Origin of the sequence: Chitiniphilus shinanonensis DSM 23277, assembly GCF_000374805.1 — a bacterium.
GTDB lineage: Bacteria > Pseudomonadota > Gammaproteobacteria > Burkholderiales > Chitinibacteraceae > Chitiniphilus > Chitiniphilus shinanonensis.
The window spans coordinates 105,668-126,294 of the sequence record NZ_KB895347.1; the positions used below are offsets into that span (position 1 = coordinate 105,668).

Below are 20,627 nucleotides of genomic sequence, written 5' to 3' on the forward strand. Positions count from 1 at the left end.
CGGGTGAACGAGATCCTGCGCGATGGCGTGATCACCGACGAAGAACGCCGTGACCTGCTGATCACCCTGAAGAGCATCGCCGGCGATGAGTTCGCCGAAACCGGCAGCGCCGAGTGCGTCCCGGCCGATCTGCCCTTCGACGACGACCCACACATCCTGTTCCCCGAGCGACGCTTCTGCTTCACCGGTCAATTCATCTACGGTACGCGCAAGGCGTGTCACCGGGCCATCGAGCAATTCGGCGCTATCTCCTGCGAGGGCGTGACCACCCAGCTCGACTACCTCGTCGTCGGCAGCATGATCGAGCCCGATTGGGCCCATACCACCTACGGTAGAAAGATCGAAACCGCGCTGCGCCACATCGACAACGGCCATGGCATTGCGCTGATTTCCGAGCGGCAATGGACGGCGGCGTTGGCGCAAGCGAATGCGCGTGCTGCATAGGCCGTCGGCAACACCTTGACGGAGCGATGAGAAAGTCGTGATGAACCCGGATCAGAGAGGGAGTCTTTGATGGCCTTTGATTTCAAGAATGCCGCGCCGGCAGAGCGCAATGTCGAATACAAGCGCTTGGCTGCGGAAATTGGTGATGACCAGTTCTTTACCAAGAAAGAACTCAACCATTTGCCTGAAGTATTGGCCGATGGTGAGCAGGTGTTGGGGTTCTGTTCAGGGCTGATGGATGGCAACACCTGGCTGATCGCATTGACGGATCGCCGGGTGATCTTCCTCGACAAAGGGCTGCTGTATGGCCTGAAGCAAACCACCATCAACCTGGACAAGATCAATGCCGTCACGGGGGAAACGGGCCTCCTGCTCGGTCGGATCCGGATTCAGGATGGGGCTGCCGAGCGGACCATCGACAATGTGGTGAAGAAGGTGGTGGTGCCATTTACCAATCGCGTGCGCGATGCCATCGCCGCCCATCAGGCCCAAAGCAAAGCCGCTGCCATTGTTGTGGCTCCGCAGCCTACCTCGGCGAGCAGTGGCGACGAGATCATCGAGAAGCTCGAACGCCTGGCATCGTTGAAGGAACGTGGCATTTTGTCGCAAGAAGAATTCGAACAGCAGAAGGCCCGGATCCTGGGCTGACAGGTGCCTCCGGTGGTGAGGGGCAAATTGAATGTGCAATGGATGAATCGATGAAACGGGAGTCACTCCACATCAACACGGTGCAGGGCATCGTGACGCCGCAGGTTTTGCAGACCGGTAATACCATCCGCATGGCGGTCGATCCCAATCCGGATTCGGCGGTGCCAATGGTCCCGGCCCAGCGCGCCAAGCTGCATGAGCTGGTCGGCGACCTGCTGGCCGCGTGGGATAGCCTGGGCGACGCGGGCGAAGCCAAGCGGGCGTGGCGCATCGTGCACGAGGCGGCGGACGTGGAAACCATCGACCAACTGACTGGCGATGGCTATCGGTTGGGCGTCGCCGCCTTGCAGCGCGAGCTGGGCAACGCCGAGGAAGCCAAGCGCACCCGCAAGCTGTTGTCGATGCTGCTGACCGTGACCGAAGGCGACCCGACCCAGCGCGATCGCGCCAAGCTGTACGCCGCGCGCGAGTTCGGCATCAGCTTTTTCAAGGATCTGTCGTTCACGCAGATCAAGCAGGTGCTGACCTTCCTGGAAACCCCCACCTGTACCCACGACTGCACCAGCTGCCGCGCCGACACGGCCGCCCAGCACCGCAACGAACTCAACCGCGCGAAGGCGGAAGCCAAGCTCAAGGCGGACGACCTCAGCACTCAGGCGATGGCAGTGATTGCCCAGGCGAAAGCGCAGACCGAGATGTACCGGGAGCGGGTGGGGAAGCTGCGGCAGGAGCTGATCGACCTCCGGACCGAGTTGGCGGCGCGCACAGCCACTGCGCGTCAACGCTGGATAACAGTGACTGCGATGGCTGCCTTCGTCGGCATCCTCTTTGGGGCGTGGGCGTTTTAACGCACTGGATGGACCCGCATCGACGGATGTAACTAAAATATAGTTACTAAAAATATCAGCTTTGCTAATATCCCATGACCAAAAACGACAAGCGCCTCCAGCGACTGAAGTCCTGCCCCTCCGACTACCGGTTCGAGGAGCTGGTAGCCTTGTTGGAATCGTTGGAATGGACGTTGGTCCAATCAGGCGGCGGCTCTCACTGCTTCTTCGAGCATGTGACGGGCCGCCGCCTGAACACTTACCGACCGCATCCCAGCGGCATCATGAAGCGCTACCAGCTTAAAGAAGTGCTGGTGGTGCTCGATGAGATGGATGTGTGAGTGATGATGAAAGGAAGATGACGATGGATAACGTGCTGGAGTACCGAGGGTACAGTGGCTCGGTGGAGTTCAGCGCCGAGGACCGCTGCTTTTTTGGGAAGCTGCTGTTCATCAACGACGTGATCATGTACGACGGCGTGAGCGTCGATGAGGTTGAAAAGGCATTCAAGAGCCAAGTGGATGCCTATCTTGCTCACTGCGAGGAACGTGGGGTGGAGCCGAACAAGCCATGCAGGGGTTTGTTCAATGTGCGCATATCGCCGGCGCTGCATCAGCAACTCTCGCTGCTCGCTGTGAGTAAACGTACCTCGCTGAATGATGTGGTGAAAGACGCCCTGGAGTGCTATGTACGCAAGCCAGATACCGTTGAGCATCGCCATATTCACAGCTTTGAGACGCAACCCACCATGGGGCAAATCTCTGAGTTCCCGTCGAACCATCCGACACTGAAGGCGAGTGTTGAACCAAATGAAGCATTCCCAGGAGGAGCGAAGTGGCTGTCCCCACGTTTGCAATAGTTTCGTTCCGGGTCACTGAATGTGCCCTGAGGAACACGATGGATGAGACTCATGGCTTTCAGATTGATCTTGCCCCGGCCTGCTCAATCGAGGTGAAGAATGGCAAGCGCCCCTATGCGACCCTAACCAATACGATCTCGGTACGAAACGATGGGGCAACTGATGAGCAAATTGAAAGTGAAGGTGCCCCTCATTTCATCGCTACACTAACCACCCAAATCAATGTGGTGCTGCCTGAAAGCAAGAGTGAAGATGACCTTTGTGAACGATTGAAGGACCCACAAATTCGAGTGGATATCGTTTCTTCCGGCATGCCATTGACGCTTCGTCAGCTCCGATTACTGATGGAGGGGGCCGGGTTAAGTACGAAAGGTATCCCGCTCAATATGGTCCCCGAGGATGTTGAGCTGGTTATCGACGGCACGCCGAGTAAGTAAACCTATTCTTATTCAAGAAGAGCCAGGCCCGGAATTTCCGGGCTTTTTTTTGCCTCAGCGGGCGCTGTGGCGGATGGCATGGCATAGCTCGGATGCTGCAGTGGTGGGTGAAGCGGCGTGTGGTGGTTGGAATGGCTATCGGATAAATTAAAACTGGTCTATATCGGAAATCTGCCTATGTTTTTTCCGAGGTGGGGAGGCTAAAGAAGCTGAAGGAAGGTTCAAAAAATAAAATTTTTATGTGAATTTGAAATTTCTGAATTTTTACAAAAATACAGCTTGCGGCTAACAAAGAGGGATACATGAATTCTTGGCCTATATTTATCATCGTATGGTTCTGTATTGTATTGTTCGTTGCGACGGGAGTACTCTCGTTTTTAGATACTGCGGGGCTTCGGAAGATACCCTTTCCTTCAAGATCCAGGATACTTTTTTTTGCGTTACTAGTTGAAGTGGTTGGAGCTGGGGTGACTGTATTTAAGCACTATGTGGAGCAAGGGAACATTCCGTTGTTTTTCACAAACTCTTCTGAAGTTCTTATAGAAAAAGTAAAGGAGCACCCAATCTCTGAACAGCATTCCATTGATGTCAAAGGAAAAAACGGGGCTATGCTTCATATTTTTTGTCGAGATGTTAAGGTTGGCGCGCAGAAGATTTATGTGACTCTTAGTGGTGATGAAGTCGCCGAGCAGACATTTGAAGTCCCCATTCACACTTTGCATAAATTCAATTTTGAAGGTGGTGTCTACCGACTCCGCCTTGATGGGGTTGTAGATTGGAAGGAAAGGGCGGATGAGGCTTTTATTTCTATTGTTCCTCTAAGGTAGCTTGGCGTTGAAATTGAAAGATGAAAAAGCCTTTTTGAAAGTGATTTTGTAAAATAAAATCGTTGTTTCTATTTATAAAAAGGAGATATGGTATGAAGATTTTGGCGCTGTGTAGTCGGCTTGTGCTTTGTTGGGCGGTGAGCTTGTTGGTTGGGTGTTCATCAATTACGCCCTTTAGCCAGAAAGCCTATGAGCAAGCCACATCACTCAAGGTTGAGGCGCTTGCGATAATGGACAAGGCTACCGAGCCTTATGATAGTCAACGGCAAGCAGTTGATGCCTTGAAGCTGAACGTCGAAAAGGCTTATGAATATTCGAAGGGCCTTCCCAAGAATGAAATAACCACAAAGCAATGGACTATTATTAAAGACCCGTCTCGCAATTCGTTGGGTGGGTTTCTGAAGCGGTGGGAAGAGAAAAAAACTCTAGATGGGCAGTTTATTCTGCAGGCTAAGGGCCTGGTGTCTGATGGTTTTGATATGGTTATCGGGCTTGAAAGCGGAAAAATTAAGCCGGGTGATGGTCAAAATTAATAAAGGAGGATGTCATGGCTGACTTTGATGGATTTGTTGAGGCACTGAAAACGGAATTGATTGAATTTGCAGAGTATAGCTGGAAAGCATACAAAAATTCTGCAATTGACGATGGGGGGGCGTTCATCGAAAGATCGAAAGATGATTTGGAGCGATGGACAAAAATGCTGGCAAATGGCGGTTTGACCCGAGATGATTTTGAATGGCTTATGGCCGGGAAGAAGGACTTGGTCGAGCTCGCAGCTTTAAAGCAAAAAGGGCTGGCCAAAGTTGCACTTGATCGCTTTGTAAATGGCCTAATTGACACGATTGTTTCTACTGCATTCAAGGTATTTTTGTAAGTAGGTTGCGCTTGGGGACTGAGTGAGCAGTATGTACGAAATGTCGTTCGCGCCGTGGCCGAATATGTCGCACTGGCCAGGCAGCTCGGCCTGCCTGCAACGCCACCCTCCAGCTGAGTCTACGAGTGCAGCCAACAAACGAAGCCCGGAAACTGCGGGCTTCCCTCACACTTCGGCTATCGGTCGCAATTCCAGCTCCAGTGCCGTGGTGAACCCGCCACCGCCGAGAGCATGAACCACCCGCACCACCAGCCACCCCTCGCCATCGATCTCCGACTTGAACCCCGCCACGGTCACCGGCGTTTCCGGGAACAGATCCGGCCGGCCCTGGGCCAGGGTCAGTGCGAACTGCGCCACGCCGCGCTGCAGGCGCTCCCATTCGGCTTTCGCGGCGCGGGTCGCGGTGGCCTTGGTGGCGTAGGTGTGGCGCAGCACCCGCACGCTGTCGCTGCTGGGGTTGGTACCCTTGCCGGAGGTTGCCCCTTTGCCATTGACGGTGATCGCCCGTTTCCTGGCGGCCTTGCCGTCGTGGTAATAGGCGGTGACGGCCGAATAGGCGTCGCGGTCGGCGAAGGTGAAGCGGTGGCTGTCGCCGCTGGCGCGGGTGATGGTCACGGTGGGGAGCGGATCGCCGGTGGCGGTTGCCGCCTGGCCGGCCCGGCAGAACAGCAGCCGGTCGGCTTTGACGGTGGCGATGGCGTCGCATTGCTGGGCCAACCGGGTGAGCAGGTTGGCGTCGGATTCGTTGGTCTGGTCCAGGTGCTCGATCTGCTCGTCGGCCAGCCCCTCGCCGAGCACCGGCTGCAGCTGGTTGCGGGCGGCGACGGTGCGGACGATGGCGCCCACGGTCTGGCGGTGGTAGCTGTGCTCGCGCTGGGTGGTGAGCCCGGCGCGCAGGTCGGCGCTGCGGGCGCGCAGGGTGAGCTTGTCCGGGCTGCCGCTGTGCTCCACTTCGTCGACGAGGTACGTGCCCTTGTCGACGAGGCCGCTGTCGGACCAGCCCAGGGACAGCGAGAGCTTGACGCCGCGGCGGGGGAGGGCGAGCCGGCCGTCGTGGTCGAGCAGGGTGAGATCCAGCTGATCGGCCTCGAAACCGCGGTTGTCGGTCAGGGTGAGCGATTCGAGGCGATCTTCCAACCGCTGGGTGATGTCCTCGCCATCGATGGCCAGGCGGAACAGTGGCCGGGCGACGCGCGGGCGCGGGTCCATCAGGTGGCCTCCATCGCCATCGGTGGTGTGCCGAGCTGGTCGACGGCGTCGTCGTCGATGCGCTTGAGCACCAGGCTGAACTCGATGCGGCGGGCGGTGCCGTTGTCGAAAAACAGGCTGCTGGTGGTCTGTAGCGACTCGATCACGTACAGGCCGTAGACGTTGCCCTCGCCGTCGAGCAGCGGCCAGGCCGCGCCCTCGTCGCCCATTGCCTCCAGGTCGGCCAGCGATGCCGGCCCGCCGGTGAGCTGCGGCAGCAGCACGCCGGAGAGGTGATGGTTTCGTCGTCCTTGCCGAGGTACTGCCGGGCCGGTCGCAGGCCGACCCGGGCGGTGCTGGCGTGGCGCCAGGCGAGCTGCCGCTGCAGCGCCTGATAGGGCACGCTGCGCAGCCCGAACACGAACATCCCGAGTGCCATCATCATGCCGGCCACCTCAGTCGCGATCCGACAGCATCGAGCGCATCCGGGCCGCCTTGGTCCGGTCGCGCTCGTCGAGCAACTGCGCCAGCATACTGCGCAGCTCGGCCAGATACTGGCCGGGGCCGACGCTGATCTGGATCGTGACCTGATCGCCAGCCACGCTGACGCCCGCGCCGGTGCGCGCCGAAAGCGGCGGCCGGGTGTCGAGGCGCAGCGGGGCGCTGTCGGCCTGGGCTGGACCCGCTGTGGCACCGATGACGATGCTGGCGCCGGCGGTGGTGAGCCGGCGCGCGGTGTCGAGCATGGCACCGAGCGGCGCGCCGCTGCCGCGCCCCAGGCCCTGGGTCAGCCCGGCCATGGCCCAGCCGCCGATGGTGGCGAACACCCGCGAGGGGGAGTTGATGCGGAGCACCTTGCGCACGCCGGCCGGCAACTGGTTGACCAGCTTCAGCGGCTTGGCCTTGGCCGCATCCCACTTGGCCACGATGCCGCCGACCAAGCCATCGACCACCATGCGGCCGAAGTCGGTGAATTTGGCGGGGATGTCGATGGCGAACCATGCCAGCACCGCGGCAAAGGCGCGATGGAACAGCCCCAGGGGCGACCAGTTGAGCAGCAGCGCGCCAATGCCGGCGATGCCGCCATCGAATGCGCGGGCGACCTCGCCCCACAGCCCGGCGAAGAATTGCCTGATGGCTTCCCAATTGTTGATGATGAGGCGGGCGGCGCCGATGAAGGGGAAGATCCGGTTGAGGATCGGGTAGCGGTCAAACACTCCATCGATCCACGCCCATACGCCCGCGAAAAATTGCTTGATGGGTGCCCAATAGCGATAGATCAGGTACGCCGCGACGGCGATGGCGGTGATGACCAGACCAATCGGATTGAGCAGCATGGCGCGCCCGACGGTGGCGACAATGCCGCCCAGCCATTTGAAGGCTGATCCCAGGATACCCAGCGAGCCTGCGCCGGTGCCGGCATTGAGCGCCAGCATGGCCAGCCCGTGTCGGATGATGATCATCGGGCCGAGCACGCCGGCCATGGCCACCATCAGCGCGCCGGTGACCACCAGTACCACGGCCAGGATCGCGGCGATCTTCATGAGCGTGCTGGACAGGCGCGGATTCTCCCGCGCCCAGGTGCCGACTCCTTCGGCGACTCCACCAAGCCATTCGGTCACCGCCTTGACCTCGGGCGCGATGGCCTCGCCCCAGGCGACCAGGGCGTTGGTCATGGTGCCGGAAGTGGCATCCCACAGGTTGCGCAGCGTGCCGAGCTGGTTGTTGACGCGCTGCTGCAGGCTGGCTTGGTCCTGCATGCGGTGGATCACGTCGTCGTAGCCCTGCTGCCCCTTGTCGATGATCTTCGACAGCGCTTCGTTGGTTTCCTTGTCGTCGCCGTAGATGTCCTTGAGCACTTGTAACCGGGTGACCGTGTCGAGATGCTTGAGCTTGGACAGCTCGGCGATCATCTTCGGCACGCCGCCGAACTCGCCCTTGCCGTTGGTGAAGTCGAGCTGGATATCGATCCCTTTTTCCGTCTTCAGGCCATCGAGCACCTTGTTGACGTTGTCCACGTCCAGCCCGCGCGAAATCACCTTGCGCATGGCGTTGCCCGAGGCTTCGCCGCGCATGCCCGCCTGATCGAGCATGACCACGAACGGCGCCAGGGCGTTGGCGCCTTCAAGGCCCTTCTGCTTGATCAGGTCCATGGCCGGCCCCAGGCCCTTGAACGCTTCCAGCATGTTGTTGGGATCGACACCCAGGTAGTAGGCGCGCTGAATGGTGTCGGTCAGCGCCAGCATGTCGTCATTGGTGGTGCGGGTGGCATCCTGCAACTTGGCGGTGAATTCGGCGGCCGCATCCGGCGCCATCTTGAGTTGCACGCCGATGTAGGCGGTGGCCTTGCCGACGCCGCCCAGGATGTTCTGCACCGGGATGCCCTGGCGGACCAGCATGGTCATCATGTTCTGAAAATCCGCCGTGGTGCCGGGCAGCCGGTTGCCCAATTCGGTGGCCATGGCGTTGATGCGCGCAAACTCGGCGCCCGCCTTGCCGTCGGCGCCCATCAGCGAGACGCGCAGTTGCATCGCCGCGTCCTCGGCCGTGGCGTATTCGGATACCGCCTTGAGCACCGGCGCGCCGATGGCTGCGCCCGCCGCGCCGACGCTGGCACCTGCCCCGAGCAGCGCGTTGCGCTGGGTTATGCTCTTGTCGTACTGCGCGCGGGCGCCATGCAGCTTGCGCTGTTGCTCGTTCACCCTGGCCAGGGCCGTCTTTTCCTTGTCCAGCGCGGCGGATACCCGCTCGGTATCGCTGGCCAGCTGCCTCTGGTGGGCGGCCAGCTTTCTTAGTGTCGACGCCTTGTTCGAACAGTGCTCCGCGCAGCTGGCGCTGGGTTTCGATATTGCGGGTCTGCGCGCCGCGCAATCGGGAGAACTCAGCCTGGGCGCGCATCAGCTCTTTGGTCATGGCTGCGGTAGGGGCCGCGGTGGCTGCCATTTCCGCCTTGAGCTGCTGCACGTAGCGCTGCTGCTCACGCAGTTGGCCGCCAACCACGCCCACGGCGCGCGATGCCTGCCGGTAGGCATCCACCTTGCCCTGGGTGGCATTGAGCGCCTTGAGCTTGGCCTGCAGGTCGCGCACTTCGCGGCTGGCAGTGCTGCTGCTCTTGGTCAGCGCGCGCAACGGCGCGGTGGCCCGGTCGATGGCCGACAGCACCACCTGCAGGCGCAGTTCGCGCCCGCTCATTGGTCGCGCTCGTAACGCACGCGCGCACGTTCACGCCACGCCATCAGCTCGGCGAGCGTGAAATCGTGCATGGCCTGCGGGGGCCAGTGGAACACGGTGGCGATGTCGGCCATGGCTTCTTCTACCCGATCTGGTATTCCGCCTTCACCGCCTTCGTCAGCAAAAAACTCACGATCTCCGTACCGCACTGCATCAGGTCGGCCGGGTCGAGCCGGCGCGCCTCCTCGGCCAGCAGGGTCGGGTCGCTGATGCGCGGCAGCAGGGCGATCAGCGCGCTGGCTTCCAGGCGCGTCAGATCGGCCAGGGAAATGCCGCGCAGCTCGCCGGACGAGGGCTTGCGCAGGGTGATCCGGTCGATGGTGGTGTCGCCGCGAACGATGGGTGTGTCGAGGGTGATCTGGGCGGTGGTCATGGTGGTCCTGGAGGGAGTCGGGGGAGGGTGGGCTTAGCGACCGAGCGCGCGGCGGTGCTGCGCCTGGCGGTCGACGCCGCCGATGATCTCGACCATGTTGAGGACGTCGATCTCGACGTCGGTCACGCCGTTGAAGGTTTCCTTGTAGTAGACGCAGCGGGTCTTGATCTTGCTGGTGGTGTCCTCGCCCTTCTTGGCGTCGCCGCGGTCGATCTCCTCGTGCCGGCCGCGCATCACGATTTCGATGGCGTCGACGTCGCCGGTGTCCTCGCGTTGCAGCGAGCCGGTGAAACGCAGCAGTACGCCGTCGAGCTTGGGAATGCCCAGGGCGAGCAGTTCCTCGCGCGCCCAGCCGCCGCGCTCCCACTCGACGATCAGCGCGTCGTCATCGAGGCCGTGGTCGATGCCGGCGGCGCCGACCATGCCGCCGGCGGAATAGGCTTCGATCTTGCGGGAGAGCTTGGGCAGGGTGACGCTGTTGATCTGGCCGTCGTAGCCGAAGCCATCGACGAACAGCATCAGGTTCTTGAGTTTGCGGGGCAGGGCCATGGCGATTCCTCGTCAGGGCGGACCGGCGGCGCCGGCCCGCCGGGTCAGCTATTGATCAGGGCGGCGAAGTCGGCGAAATAGCGGTCGGTGATGCGCTGGCGGAACATGATGTTTTCCGCCGGCGGCACCGGGGTGTAGTCGTAGTCGATGGCGAGCTTGCCTTCCTTGAGGGTGGCCGGGGTGTTGGCGTCCTCGTCGTACCAGGCCTGGCCGTCGATCAGGTAGCCGTTGGCTTTCCACTCGCGCATCTTGGCGTTGATGGTTTCGACGATGTCCTTGATCAGCATGGGGGTCAGCGGCTTGTCGACCGCCCACATCATGGCGTCGGCGATGCTGTCGGCCAGCACCTGGGCGGTGCGCGTCGCCACCTCGAAGGCGAACAGCGGCTCGTCGGAGCAGGTGCGGTTGCCCCAGAAGCGATAGCCGTCCTTGTTGATCAGGCAGGTGACTTCGTTGGCGTTGAGGTAGCCAGCGTCGGTGGCGGGGTTCTGCAGATCCCAATACACGTCGCGCGTCAGGCCGGTTACGCCGTTGACGGCCACGTTGGACAGGCTCTTGTGCCAGCCCTGTTCCTCGTCCAGCTTGGCGCGCAGGCCCACCGCGCGGGCGGTGGCCCAGGTGGTCGCGGCGGCGTTGGTCGCGGTATCCCACGCGGTGAAATCCGGCCACAGCAGCATGATCTCGCGCTGCCCGAAGTTCTCGCGGTAGGTGACCGCCTCTTCCTTGGTGGCGCAGCCATCGCAGGCGGCGTAGACGAAGGCGCGCAGCTCCTGCGCCAGCGCCACCAGTTCGGTGGCCACCGGCAACGTGTCGAGCCCCGGCGCGGCCAGAATGCGCGGGGTGACGCCGAGCTGCGCCTGCGCCGCGCGCAATGCCTTCATCCCGGTGTAGCGCCCTGCGCTGGTGGTGGTGCCGATGAGGTTGCTGGTGGTCTCGGCCGGGGTGGTGCCTTCGGCGACGCGCACCGCGACGATGAGGGGCGAGCACTGATCGGCGATGGCGTCGAGCGTCTTGGCCAGCGTGCCGGCGGTGCCGGCCTTGCCGATGGCCTGGCTGACGTTGGTGATGAGGACGGCGGTATCGAGCGGGAAGGCGGTGGCGTCGGCATCCGACGCGGTGCACACGATGCCGATCACGGCCGTGGCAATGGTGCGGATGGTGCGGATGGTGCGCACGCCTTCGTTGATCTCGATGACGCGCACGCCGTGATGGAAATCGGTGGCCATGGTGGCGGGGCTCCGGGTGGTGACTGTCCTAGGATGCCGCGCTCGCTGGTCGGGGACTTTGGGTGGATGCTGTGCCGCGATCAGGCACTGTTGCCGCAAGGCAATGCGGCCTCGCCGGCCGTCCAATGCCAGAGCCCATTCGCCGGACGCACAGATTTGCGCCTCATTCCTCTTCTATGCCTACCCAGGGTGGGAGCCGAATCGGATGTGGGGCCGGGGCTCCCGTTACCAATCGAAATCAACTGGAGACCAATCCATGAAACCCGATCTGTTACGTATTATTTTCAGCGTCATGGCTATTGCTGGGGTGAGTACACCTGCCGCGGCAGTGGTTATCGATTTCAGTGAACCCGGTTATTACGATGGGAATCTCTTGGTAATAGGTGATTATATTTTTGCCAGCCTCCCACGAAGCCCGGACATTCCTCGGGATTCCCCCGGCCTGAGCATCGCAAACGGTAGATGGCTGGGCGGTCAATTCGTGCAAAATCCCAGCGGCCCGGCGATATTCTGGGATCAGAGTCGAATACTTGGGGTGAGGCGGGTTGATGGTCGCGAGTTTGCATTGAACAGCTTCGATGTTGCGTTCGATCGAATTACCTACACCCAGGACGCTTTGCTTGGTATTTTACCCACCCTTCCCGGGTATGCCGCATCGGAATTTTACTATCACAGGTGGGCGCAAAACGAGGTTTATACATATTTTCGCAGGTTCGAATCCACTCAGTTGTATTTTGTCAGTTCTCTGGGAAAAAACGATCCGGAACAGCAGGTATATCTGGACAACTTTAATTTTACATTCGACCCCAATTCCACCAATCCAGCTCGGGCGCCGGATTTCAATACTCTGGTCGCATTGCCCGAGCCGGAAACCTATGCACTGATGGGGGTGGGTTTGCTGGGTTTGCTGGCTGGTCAACGCAAGCGAGGCAAGACCCGTCGGACCCGTGAATAGATCCTGCCCTACGCTCGCTACGCAGGCCAGTTTGGTGCAAAGGTGACGAGCTGGCCTGCATCCATGGCCGCGATCTCGGCCTCCATCATCAGCCGGCGCTGGTAGATCGCCGCGCCCCGGGTCACGCACGCCGCCCACAGCGCTTGCAGCTCGGCCAGCGTCATCGGCACCGGCTCACGGGCGGCGTCGATCCATACCCCGCCCGGCACCAGCCCGGCCAGCAGTGCGTCGCGGATGTCCTGCAATGCCTCGGGCGTGGTCAGCCAGCGGCGGCCGGCGTGCTCGATGCTGGCAGTACGCTCGGCCGCCTCCCACGCAGGCAGTTGGGCCGATGCGGCAGCGCGCAAATCCTCAACAGGTAGCGGTTGGGGTGCCACGAGCACCGGCCGTCCCATTGAGTCGATCTCAATATCGAACCCGCTGGCGACGCCTGCATACAGAGCTTCATATTCTGCATGCGTGATCTCCACCGCGTCGGGCGGTATCCGCTGATGGATGGACGGGTCGTAAAACCCACTGGTACTCGCAGCGTAAAACATGTCCATCTCCCTATCTCCCCAATGCCAAAAACTGAATCGTGCCAACCCCGGTGATCAGCGCTCCGTTCACGTAGTCATTGAATTCCATCGCCGTCAAACTCTCGTTGATCGGCCCGGTGACGGTGTACGAGTTGCCAATGACGCCTGGGCCGGAAATCCCAGCCATCCCCCACAAAAACTGGCTCTGAAACGCCGTCGGCAGGGTCACCCGCACGTTGGGGGTAGCAGCTCGTATTGTTGCTCTACCCCATTGCATGATCAGACCGCTGGGCAATCGTTGATAGCCATTGGCGGCCAGCGATGAGCCAAACGTGGACGACATGCCTAACTGGACGCCTCCCCAGGAGAACCATTGCTTACCGCCCACATATGCAATGGTGATGGTGTCGCCGGGTCCGAGGCTATGCGTCAACGGCGTCGCGGTGCCAATCGCGTACAGGTTGTCACCGGCGGCGGCTTGCACAGTGACGATCCCGTTACCCGCGTTGTTGATTTGATACGTAGCCCCCGTCGGCACCGTGGAAGAGAGCGGCAGCGTCAATGTGACGGTCCCGCCCACCGTAATCGTTCTACCCGCCTGTGCTGCCGTTAATACCTGGGACGTTGATACCGCCGAATCTCCTGCAAAATTCCCCAGCGCGCGCTGGACAAATGCTGTCGTGGCCAACCCTGTCGAGCTGTCGAATTGCGCCACCGTCGGCGCGGTCGGCGCGCCGGTCAGCACGGGGCTGGCCAACGGCGCTTTCAAGGCCAGCGCGTTGGCGATGGTGGTGGCGAAACTCGGATCGTTGCCCAGCGCGGTGGCCAGTTCCTTGAGGGTGTCCAACGTGCTGGGCGCGGCGGCGACCAGCGCGGCGACGGCAGCGGCGATCTTGGCATCGCCGTCGGGCTCGGTCAGGTACTGCGGATGCGGGTCGGCGGCGGCCAGGTGGCCGGCGAAATCATCGCGGCCCGCTTCCAGCTCCTGACGCAACCACGCATCGCGCTCGGCAAGCTGGGTGGCCTGCAGGTTGGCGGTACCGCCGGCGCCGCCCTTCACGCGGTCGGTCAGTTCGAGCTGGTAGACGTCGGGAAACCCCGGCGTGACCGGGACAGGTAGGTTGGCCATCAGGCGACTCCGTAGGTGTAGCCGCCGTCGTAGGCGGCGAGATCGTTGTAGAGCAGCTCGGCGCCGGTGAAATCCAGCCCCCACAGCTGACAGCGCACCGGGGCGACGTCGGCGAGGATTTCCCGCGCCAGCGTGGCCTGGCTGACCGACAGCAGTTTGTCGATGTGCACGCGGTACTCGGCCCAGCCGCCCACGTCGTCGTAGTTGGCGAATCCGTCGTAGCTGACGCTGCCGTCGTAGGCGTGGCCGTTGGCGCCTTCGTCGAGGGTGACTTCGCCGAGCCCGAGATCCCGAAAGACCTGGCGCACTGCGGCCACCGTGCCCTTGTGCCGATGCACGTCGATGGCCGAGGCGATCAGCGCGCGTTGCTGGGCTTCGGTGGTGGCCGAATCGAAGCGGTCGACACTGCGCTGCCAGGCGAGCCAGGCGAGCCAGGGCAGCAGTGGGGCGGGGCACCGGGCGGCGTCGCTCAGGTACCGCAGTGCTGCGGGATCGGCCTGGGGCCGGCGCGTGATGGCGAGCGCGTCCTCCAGCGCGGTGCGATTGGGCGGCAACACGCTGCGCACGGTCATGGCCAGCGTTCCAGGGTGATGGTCGTGGCACGGGGGAACTGTTGCAGGGCGCAGACCACGTCGGCGGCCGGGGCGAGCACTTGCACCCGGCGCACGCCATCGCTGTGCAGGGCGGCGTCGATGGCGGACACCGGCAGCACCTGGCCCAGCGCGCGACGCTGCCGCAGCAGTGCGGCGAGCCGGGCTCGCGCCGCGTCGAGGCCGCCGGACAGCGTTTCGCCGCCGGGCTCGAATTCGATCCGGGCGTGGATGATGACGTCGATCGGCTCGCCGGGCTTGGCGGTGACCTTGTCACACAGCGGGCGCACGGTCTCGGCGCTGAGCGCGGCGCCGACCTTGGCCAGCAGCGCCTCGTCCGGCACGCCGCCGTTGCGTGCGTCAAGCACGTAAACGTGGACCACGCCATTGCCCTCGGGGCTGTGCACGGCGACGTCGGCGACGTTGGCCGACACCGACAATGCGTGGAACACGTAGGCCGCGCGCGGCCCGGCGACCGATAGTCCTTCCAGCGCCATCTGCGCGCGCAGGCGCAGGCGCTGGTCGGACTCCCACACCGCTGCCACCGGCGGCACGGCCGCCGGGGCGGCCGGGGTGATCAGCAGGCGGGCGACGCCGTAGTCGGCGGCACGGTTGTCGAGGTCGGCGCCTTGGGCGGTGGCCAGCATGCTGGCCACCGCGGCCTCGTTCACGCGCTGCTGGAACAGCATTTCAGCGTAGGCGGCCTCTTGCAACAGGATGGTCATGGGCTCGGATTCGAGCTGCAGGGTGCGCTCGACCTCGGCCACGCGTTCGGGCGGCAGCAGCGTCAGCAATCTGGCCTTGCGCTGCGCCAGGATGGTTTCGAAATCGACGTCGCGCACCAGGTCGGGCGGTGGCAGCCGGGAAAAATCGAACGTCATGCGGCACCTCCCATCGCCAACGGCACCGACAGCGCCAACCCCGCCCGCCGTGGGCCGTCGACCAGTTGGCCCTCGATGTCGATCACCAGCTGGCCGGCGGCGTTGCCGCCGCCCAGGCTGATCCGCAGGCGCGGCTCCCAGCGCATCAGCGCCATGGCCGAGGCGGCCAGCACGCGCAGCACGGTGCCGCCGACCAGGGGCTGGTCGATCAGTCCGGGCAGCAGGCTGCCGAACTCGCGGCGCATCACGCGGCTGCCAATGGGGGTTGAGAGGATGCAGTGGATCGACTGCTGCAGGTGGGCGGCGTCGCCGACATAGCGGCCCGAGCCGGTATCCATGCCGATCATTGCGGTGGCCCGGTGACGTCGCCGACGGATTCGGCGTGGCGGTGGTTGTCGACGGCGATGCCGTTGCTGGTGATGGCTCCGCCCACCTGGGTGACCGGGCCATGGATGACCGAGCCACCACCGGCGCAGCCGTCGCCGAACAGGCCGGCCAGGTAGCTGAGCAGCCCCTCGATGGTGTGGCGCCCGGTGGAGGTGGTCTGCGGCGTGTCGAGCACCACCTCGTTGCCGGCGCGCAGGGTGGCGCCGTCCGGCATCACGGTCAGCGTTTCGTCGGGGTCGCTGGACGGAGCGGGCGCGGCGTCGCTGAACAGGCCCAGCAGTACTACGCCGGCGGCCGGCTCGCCGCTGGGCGCCAGCACGACGCATTGCTCGCCGGGGGTAGGGGGATTCCAACTGCGGGTATGACCGGCGCGCAGTGCGAGCCAGGGCAGCCACTCGGTGTGCAGGCCGCCGGTGGTCACACGACAGCGGGCGCCGGCGTGATCGACGGCGGCGACGGTACCCAGGCGCAAGGCGCTTTCCAGGCGGCGGGCGAGATCGGGAATCGGGTTCATGGCGCGAGGATGCGCCGCGCACGGGCGGTGGTCGCGTGGGAACTGGTGTGCCAGGGCCGGGCAGCGATGAGGGGGAGGCTTGGCTTTGGCGTAAAGGGTGCGAATAATCGTGTGTTCGGCTTATGCCTGTTCGCATCCTGTCAAGGGCAAGAAATGATCAAAGAAATATTGGGTATGATTTTTATTGTTTTTTTATTGGCGAATGCCGCCATTGCGGTGGCGGATGAAACAGAACATGAATCGGCAGGTTTCGATCGAAAACTGGACGACGCTGAAGTGATGGGTTTCATTGAGAAATCCGTTGCAAAAAATAATCAGGCGCTGCCGATGAGCCTTGGCTCCGGGCTGCGTCTGGAGCCCATGACGAGTGGGCCGGGAAAGAGAATCAACATTTTCCTTACCTGGACGGCGGATAGGAATGCCCTGCCCGATGGCGTCCTGAATGGCAGTCTTGATGAGATGACACGGTATCTGTGTTCCACGCCGGGTGCGGGGATGTTTATCCGGAACCAGGCCGAGGCTTCATTTACCCTTCAGGGGCTGGACGGCGCGCCGATCGAACAGATATTGATGAAATTCGAGAAGGATTGCGACGGGGTCGATTCTGCCGCAAACAACCCGCTGACGCTCAGTCCGGCGGAAAGCAAGTTGGCGATCGATCCGGCACGGCAGCGGGCGCTGAATGACGCGCTGGGCGAGATGAATAAGCTATTGCCGAGTCATGTTGCGTTCGGCATTTATCATGCTGGCGGTATGGCCGTTCCAGGGAAGCCCATCGTATTTTTGTTTCTGGTATTTCCCTGGCTGATGACGGAGCCGGTATCCGAAGAGCACTGGGCCACGTTTCGATCCATAGTCCGGGATTATGTGTGCAATGGGCGGGAATTATCGTTTCTTCGGGAAAACGATATCCGGATCAAGGGCATTCTTTATAATCTGAAATCCAGGCCAGTCGGTGAGGTGACTATACAACCCGGCGTGGACTGCGTTGCTGCGACGGTGGCCGAATAGAGGACAAGGGGGCATTCATGGCGCCAGGTGCGCCATGACCAGATCCAGCACCAGGCGCTCGTCGGCATCGGTGAAGCCGAGCAGTTGCCGCGCCGGGTAGCGGACCACCGGCCCGTTGCGGCGCACGCGATCATCCAGGCCGAACTGGTGGACCCGCGCCACGCGCAGGACGCGGCCGGCGAATTCGACTGCGGCGCTGTCCGCGTCGGCGGCGGCCTTGAGGTAGGTGGCGGTGCGCAGGCGGGCAAATATGGTGCGGCGGATGCGCCCTTGCTTTTCGCGCAGTTGCGGGCGCCGCGGCGCGTAAGGCGTGCCGTCCGGGTTGCGCTGCTGGGCGATGCGTCCGACCTGGCTGCGGTGCAGCTGGGTTGCCACCTGCCGCGCCAGTTTGCGGCGGGCGGGGGCTTCGAGCTGCGACAGCAGGCCGCCGACGGCGCGCTCCAGATCGAGCAGATCGTTCATGGCGTGATCGCGGGCCAGCTGGCGATCAACTCCCCGCCGGCCACCAGGGTCCATTGTGTCACCTCGACCGGCTGGACGTTGCCCGGTGGCTCGGCGCAGTGCTCGGCCAGCAGCGCGTCGCCGGCGCCCTCGCGCACCACCACGCGCTCGGTCAGCCGTAGTTTCAGGGAGAGGTCGATGCCGCCATGGCTGAGCAGGTCGGCCTCGAAGGTGAAGCCGTCGCGGCGATGCTCTGGGCCATACCGATGCCTATCTCTTTGGCCGGGCCGCCTGTGCCTCGCCCCGCACAGTGTTCTGGGGCTGCGATGCCAAGACCACCCGTCGGGTGCAGGCGATCTTCGCATCGTTGCTGCAGCAGGCGGTCGGCGAGCGCTGCTCCGAGTTGGATGCGGTGATGTCGATTCGCAAGCAGGTCGATGCCTACCAATTGGCCGCGCAGGGGCAGGTGACCGCCGTGCAGTGGTGCGGCAACGAAATCGCCCTGCAACTCAGCACACCACCGACTCCATCACGTCGCTCGCTGGGCACCGGCGCCTTTGCGCAATGGCGGCTGGATGCGCTGGAGGATCTGACCCCCGTTGGAACGCCGCGACCAGACCCTGGGCTATTTCGGCTTCAGCGTCGAGCACAGCAGGCGGGGCCATGTGGCATCGAGCGCATCGTCCCGCTGAGGCACGCGCTGGATTTCGCCCCGATCTGGGATGGCTACGATCTGCTGCGCGAGTTCAGCCGATGAGCGTAGTCACCGAGGAGCCGGACTTCCTGCAGCGTTACGCCAGACAGCTGTGCCTGCCTGAGGTGGGGCTGGCCGGACAGCACCGGCTTGCCGCGCCAGGGTTGCGCTGGTCGGTGCAGGGGGCCTGGGCTTACCCATCGCCTTGTACTTGGCTGCGGCGGGAGTCGGTCGTCTGACGCTGATCGACGACGATATGGTTGACCGCAGCAACCTGCATCGACAGGTGTTGCACCGGGGTGTGGATATCAGGATGGCCAAAGTGGAATCGGGCCAGGATGCAGTGCTGGCGATCAGCCCACCGTCGAGTTCATCGCTCGGCGCCCCCGATTGGTGCCCGATAATGTCGAGGTAATGCTGGGTGGTCATGACCTAGTGTGGTGGACGATTCCGATAACTTCGCTACACGCTACTTCATCAACGATGCCTGCGTGCGGCTTAACTTGCCGTTGGTCTACGGCACAGTCCAGGGGTTCGAGGGCCAAATGGCGGTTTGCTCGCCAAGGGACGCGATGGTGGTTGTTATCGTTGTCTGTATCCTGAGCCGACAGCGGAACGGGCTCCCAATTGTACCGAAGCTGGAGTGCTCGGCGTGCGGCCTGGGACGATTGGACTGCTGCAAGTCACCGCAACCATCAAACTGATCCTTGGCTTGGGTATGTCCCTGTCGGGATATCTGCTGCAGTTCAACGTGCTTGATATGCGTTTCAACGCCTGCGCCTAGCCCGCGACCCGGATTGCACGTGTTGTGGCAGCGGAGCTATGGACGAAAAAAAGTGTCTAGTAGTGCACCAGTCCATGAGGTGGAACACACGTCCAGGTCTTGGTCTGTGGCAGATGGCGCTGCTTTTCGGCATCGCGCAATGGGCGATTGACCTTGTACTTGGCGGTGAGCCCGGCGTAATCCATTACTCGTAAATCCTTTTGAGGTCCAACATTTCTGAGTTAAGGATTGAGATCGGTGAGCATGGAAAGGGATAGATCAAGACAGTGGCTTCAATTCTGTTGCCGTGGCGGCACATATGGGGGATGTGCATCGCGCCGGTAGCGGTCTTTGGGGCTGATCTGGCTTTGTGCTTCCACTTCCTCTGGCCATTGGGGGATTTTGCAGGTGCGCATGGTGATCCAGCGGACGATGGAAAGGGGCAATAGCAACGGCGACATCAGCAAGGCCAGCAGTGGCGCGGAGCTGAAAATGGCCATCAGGCGTCGAAAGCCGAACCAGAGGGTTTCACGCCGGTCGGCGATATTCAGTGTGTACTGCACTTGCTCCAGCAATTGGGCGGGGCCTTTTTCCATGTAGTGCCGCACGAACTCCCATTGCGCCAGTAAGTAAGGACTCTCCCAACTGGCATAGGTTGGCAGTACAAAGGTTTCGAGCACCGTGGAGCGATCCTCACTGAGCACATGCCCGCGCACCTCCCAGAAGTTACGCATCTGGGCCGGATTGAGTGCGAAATGAATCTCGCGCCAGGGCACGCTCAGCGTGGTGCCGTCCAGACGAAATACATGCACCATGCCGGTCTTGCGGTTAAAGCGTAGTGGGTAATGGGTGTAGCGGAAGGCTTCCTTTTTTAGGAACCAAAGTGCCAGTAGAATCACCGGAGCTGACATGGCACACATAGCCAAGAAGGTGAGGATGGATTGCTGCCGTTGATCCGCATTGATTCCAGGCCATTCAGTAATGCTGATTATGGCGACACTGCTGAGGGCATACCCAATCAGCCAAATCACAAAGCCTGTGAATGCAGTCATCAGGCCTTTCCAGGGATAGAACTTATCGCTGCACTCCAGGTAGGTCGAATTCATCTGGATTACTGAAGTCTGAGCCAACGGCTTGGCGGAACTGGCCTTGGTCTGTGGCAGGTGGTGCTGCTTTTCAGCATCGCTCAATGGGCGATTGACCTTGTACTTGGCGGTGAGCCCAGCGTAATCCATTACTCGTAAATCCGTTTGAGTTCCAA

Annotated in this window: 30 protein-coding genes and 3 pseudogenes; 16 read left to right on the plus strand and 17 right to left on the minus strand. The window is 62.0% G+C overall.

Features of this window, described 5'->3' with window-relative positions:
* Window positions 1-3: 3 nt before the first annotated feature.
* The 9 genes from C556_RS20420 (at window position 4) to C556_RS0113625 (ending at window position 4,916) form a co-directional block, all read left to right on the plus strand.
* Window positions 4-444, plus strand: a complete 441-nt coding sequence (locus tag C556_RS20420; protein ID WP_051083243.1) for a BRCT domain-containing protein — start codon at window positions 4-6, stop codon at window positions 442-444.
* A 69-nt stretch (window positions 445-513) separates the two neighbouring features.
* The gene (locus C556_RS0113590) at window positions 514-1,092 is read left to right on the plus strand and encodes a PH domain-containing protein (RefSeq protein ID WP_018748801.1); all 579 of its coding nucleotides are present in this window, start codon (window positions 514-516) and stop codon (window positions 1,090-1,092) included.
* A gap of 38 nt (window positions 1,093-1,130) precedes the next feature.
* Complete coding sequence (locus C556_RS0113595; protein WP_018748802.1) at window positions 1,131-1,940, plus strand: SH3 domain-containing protein; 810 nt, start codon at window positions 1,131-1,133, stop codon at window positions 1,938-1,940.
* A 74-nt stretch (window positions 1,941-2,014) separates the two neighbouring features.
* Window positions 2,015-2,260, plus strand: coding sequence for a type II toxin-antitoxin system HicA family toxin (locus C556_RS0113600; RefSeq protein WP_018748803.1), 246 nt, complete (start codon window positions 2,015-2,017; stop codon window positions 2,258-2,260).
* A 23-nt stretch (window positions 2,261-2,283) separates the two neighbouring features.
* Window positions 2,284-2,778 carry a type II toxin-antitoxin system HicB family antitoxin gene (locus C556_RS20425; RefSeq protein WP_018748804.1) on the plus strand — a complete coding sequence of 165 codons (495 nt, stop codon included), beginning with the start codon at window positions 2,284-2,286 and terminating at the stop codon, window positions 2,776-2,778.
* 38 nt (window positions 2,779-2,816) lie between these two features.
* Window positions 2,817-3,215 (plus strand): hypothetical protein, encoded by a 399-nt coding sequence (locus tag C556_RS0113610; RefSeq protein ID WP_018748805.1) that lies wholly within the window; start codon window positions 2,817-2,819, stop codon window positions 3,213-3,215.
* A gap of 302 nt (window positions 3,216-3,517) precedes the next feature.
* On the plus strand, window positions 3,518-4,042 hold the full coding sequence (locus C556_RS23125; RefSeq protein ID WP_157236181.1) for a hypothetical protein: 525 nt from the start codon (window positions 3,518-3,520) through the stop codon (window positions 4,040-4,042).
* Between the two features lie 92 nt (window positions 4,043-4,134).
* Window positions 4,135-4,575 (plus strand): hypothetical protein, encoded by a 441-nt coding sequence (locus tag C556_RS0113620; protein ID WP_018748807.1) that lies wholly within the window; start codon window positions 4,135-4,137, stop codon window positions 4,573-4,575.
* Window positions 4,576-4,589: 14 nt separating this feature from the next.
* Window positions 4,590-4,916 carry a hypothetical protein gene (locus C556_RS0113625; protein WP_018748808.1) on the plus strand — a complete coding sequence of 109 codons (327 nt, stop codon included), beginning with the start codon at window positions 4,590-4,592 and terminating at the stop codon, window positions 4,914-4,916.
* Window positions 4,917-5,081: 165 nt separating this feature from the next.
* Here C556_RS0113625 and C556_RS0113630 read toward each other — a convergent pair whose 3' ends face one another.
* The 3 genes and pseudogenes from C556_RS0113630 to C556_RS23440 form a co-directional block, all read right to left on the minus strand.
* A complete protein-coding gene (locus C556_RS0113630) occupies window positions 5,082-6,125 on the minus strand; it encodes a phage late control D family protein (protein WP_018748809.1) in 1,044 nt (347 codons plus the stop codon).
* A pseudogene (locus C556_RS23900) lies at window positions 6,125-6,549 on the minus strand (phage tail protein). The gene C556_RS0113630 and the pseudogene C556_RS23900 overlap by 1 nt, the downstream one beginning before the upstream one ends.
* 10 nt (window positions 6,550-6,559) lie before the next feature.
* Window positions 6,560-8,806: a phage tail tape measure protein gene (locus C556_RS23440; protein WP_018748810.1), complete on the minus strand. Its 2,247-nt coding sequence runs from the start codon at window positions 8,804-8,806 to the stop codon at window positions 6,560-6,562.
* A gap of 22 nt (window positions 8,807-8,828) precedes the next feature.
* Here C556_RS23440 and C556_RS23445 point away from each other — a divergent pair, with 22 nt between their 5' ends.
* The gene (locus C556_RS23445; protein WP_169338622.1) at window positions 8,829-9,311 is read left to right on the plus strand and encodes a hypothetical protein; all 483 of its coding nucleotides are present in this window, start codon (window positions 8,829-8,831) and stop codon (window positions 9,309-9,311) included.
* On the opposite strand, the gene C556_RS22355 is transcribed toward C556_RS23445, so the two are convergent.
* Genes C556_RS22355 through C556_RS0113660 form a run of 4 tightly spaced genes read right to left on the minus strand, consistent with a single transcriptional unit; the run spans window position 9,293 to window position 11,483 of the window.
* Window positions 9,293-9,409, minus strand: coding sequence for a GpE family phage tail protein (locus C556_RS22355; RefSeq protein ID WP_018748812.1), 117 nt, complete (start codon window positions 9,407-9,409; stop codon window positions 9,293-9,295). The genes C556_RS23445 and C556_RS22355 overlap by 19 nt on opposite strands.
* A gap of 8 nt (window positions 9,410-9,417) precedes the next feature.
* Window positions 9,418-9,708: a phage tail assembly protein gene (locus C556_RS0113650; protein WP_018748813.1), complete on the minus strand. Its 291-nt coding sequence runs from the start codon at window positions 9,706-9,708 to the stop codon at window positions 9,418-9,420.
* A 33-nt stretch (window positions 9,709-9,741) separates the two neighbouring features.
* Window positions 9,742-10,257, minus strand: a complete 516-nt coding sequence (locus C556_RS0113655; protein WP_018748814.1) for a phage major tail tube protein — start codon at window positions 10,255-10,257, stop codon at window positions 9,742-9,744.
* A 44-nt stretch (window positions 10,258-10,301) separates the two neighbouring features.
* Window positions 10,302-11,483, minus strand: coding sequence for a phage tail sheath protein (locus tag C556_RS0113660; protein WP_018748815.1), 1,182 nt, complete (start codon window positions 11,481-11,483; stop codon window positions 10,302-10,304).
* 256 nt (window positions 11,484-11,739) lie between these two features.
* Between C556_RS0113660 and C556_RS22360 the strand changes: the two genes are divergently transcribed.
* Window positions 11,740-12,438, plus strand: a complete 699-nt coding sequence (locus tag C556_RS22360; protein ID WP_157236182.1) for a PEP-CTERM sorting domain-containing protein — start codon at window positions 11,740-11,742, stop codon at window positions 12,436-12,438.
* Between the two features lie 17 nt (window positions 12,439-12,455).
* Here the strand turns inward: C556_RS22360 and C556_RS0113665 are convergent, their stop codons facing one another.
* From C556_RS0113665 to C556_RS0113690, 6 genes are read right to left on the minus strand one after another with little or no spacing between them, the layout of a single operon-like run.
* The gene (locus C556_RS0113665) at window positions 12,456-12,983 is read right to left on the minus strand and encodes a DUF4376 domain-containing protein (RefSeq protein ID WP_018748816.1); all 528 of its coding nucleotides are present in this window, start codon (window positions 12,981-12,983) and stop codon (window positions 12,456-12,458) included.
* A 4-nt stretch (window positions 12,984-12,987) separates the two neighbouring features.
* On the minus strand, window positions 12,988-14,085 hold the full coding sequence (locus tag C556_RS20440) for a gp53-like domain-containing protein (protein ID WP_018748817.1): 1,098 nt from the start codon (window positions 14,083-14,085) through the stop codon (window positions 12,988-12,990).
* Window positions 14,085-14,657 carry a phage tail protein I gene (locus C556_RS0113675; protein ID WP_018748818.1) on the minus strand — a complete coding sequence of 191 codons (573 nt, stop codon included), beginning with the start codon at window positions 14,655-14,657 and terminating at the stop codon, window positions 14,085-14,087. Before C556_RS0113675 ends, C556_RS20440 begins: the two co-directional genes overlap by 1 nt.
* On the minus strand, window positions 14,654-15,556 hold the full coding sequence (locus tag C556_RS0113680; protein ID WP_018748819.1) for a baseplate assembly protein: 903 nt from the start codon (window positions 15,554-15,556) through the stop codon (window positions 14,654-14,656). Before C556_RS0113680 ends, C556_RS0113675 begins: the two co-directional genes overlap by 4 nt.
* Window positions 15,553-15,894: a GPW/gp25 family protein gene (locus C556_RS0113685; protein WP_211214728.1), complete on the minus strand. Its 342-nt coding sequence runs from the start codon at window positions 15,892-15,894 to the stop codon at window positions 15,553-15,555. The genes C556_RS0113680 and C556_RS0113685 overlap by 4 nt, the downstream gene beginning before the upstream one ends.
* 5 nt (window positions 15,895-15,899) lie before the next feature.
* Complete coding sequence (locus C556_RS0113690) at window positions 15,900-16,457, minus strand: phage baseplate assembly protein V (protein WP_018748821.1); 558 nt, start codon at window positions 16,455-16,457, stop codon at window positions 15,900-15,902.
* A 9-nt stretch (window positions 16,458-16,466) separates the two neighbouring features.
* Between C556_RS0113690 and C556_RS0113695 the strand changes: the two genes are divergently transcribed.
* Window positions 16,467-17,468 (plus strand): hypothetical protein, encoded by a 1,002-nt coding sequence (locus tag C556_RS0113695; protein WP_169338623.1) that lies wholly within the window; start codon window positions 16,467-16,469, stop codon window positions 17,466-17,468.
* A gap of 15 nt (window positions 17,469-17,483) precedes the next feature.
* Here C556_RS0113695 and C556_RS0113700 read toward each other — a convergent pair whose 3' ends face one another.
* On the minus strand, window positions 17,484-17,930 hold the full coding sequence (locus tag C556_RS0113700) for a phage virion morphogenesis protein (protein ID WP_018748823.1): 447 nt from the start codon (window positions 17,928-17,930) through the stop codon (window positions 17,484-17,486).
* On the minus strand, window positions 17,927-18,274 hold the full coding sequence (locus C556_RS24105) for a phage tail protein (protein WP_157236184.1): 348 nt from the start codon (window positions 18,272-18,274) through the stop codon (window positions 17,927-17,929). The genes C556_RS0113700 and C556_RS24105 overlap by 4 nt, the downstream gene beginning before the upstream one ends.
* On the opposite strand from C556_RS24105, the gene C556_RS23450 reads away from it, so the two are divergent.
* From C556_RS23450 to C556_RS24285, 4 genes and pseudogenes are all read left to right on the plus strand, one after another.
* A complete protein-coding gene (locus C556_RS23450; RefSeq protein WP_211214732.1) occupies window positions 18,220-18,666 on the plus strand; it encodes a hypothetical protein in 447 nt (148 codons plus the stop codon). The two genes, C556_RS24105 and C556_RS23450, sit on opposite strands and share 55 nt — an antisense overlap.
* Window positions 18,667-18,769: 103 nt before the next feature.
* Window positions 18,770-19,018 (plus strand): annotated as a pseudogene (locus C556_RS24275) (HesA/MoeB/ThiF family protein); the annotation flags it as partial.
* A gap of 25 nt (window positions 19,019-19,043) precedes the next feature.
* Window positions 19,044-19,154, plus strand: a pseudogene (locus C556_RS24280) (ThiF family adenylyltransferase); the annotation flags it as partial.
* Between the two features lie 2 nt (window positions 19,155-19,156).
* Window positions 19,157-19,387 (plus strand): ThiF family adenylyltransferase, encoded by a 231-nt coding sequence (locus C556_RS24285; RefSeq protein ID WP_373279210.1) that lies wholly within the window; start codon window positions 19,157-19,159, stop codon window positions 19,385-19,387.
* A gap of 56 nt (window positions 19,388-19,443) precedes the next feature.
* Here C556_RS24285 and C556_RS24110 read toward each other — a convergent pair whose 3' ends face one another.
* Together C556_RS24110 and C556_RS0113725 are read right to left on the minus strand one after the other, a co-directional pair.
* Window positions 19,444-19,572, minus strand: a complete 129-nt coding sequence (locus tag C556_RS24110; RefSeq protein ID WP_018748826.1) for a hypothetical protein — start codon at window positions 19,570-19,572, stop codon at window positions 19,444-19,446.
* 87 nt (window positions 19,573-19,659) lie between these two features.
* The coding region (locus C556_RS0113725; RefSeq protein ID WP_245559253.1) for a DUF6708 domain-containing protein at window positions 19,660-20,627 on the minus strand (968 nt) is incomplete at its 5' end.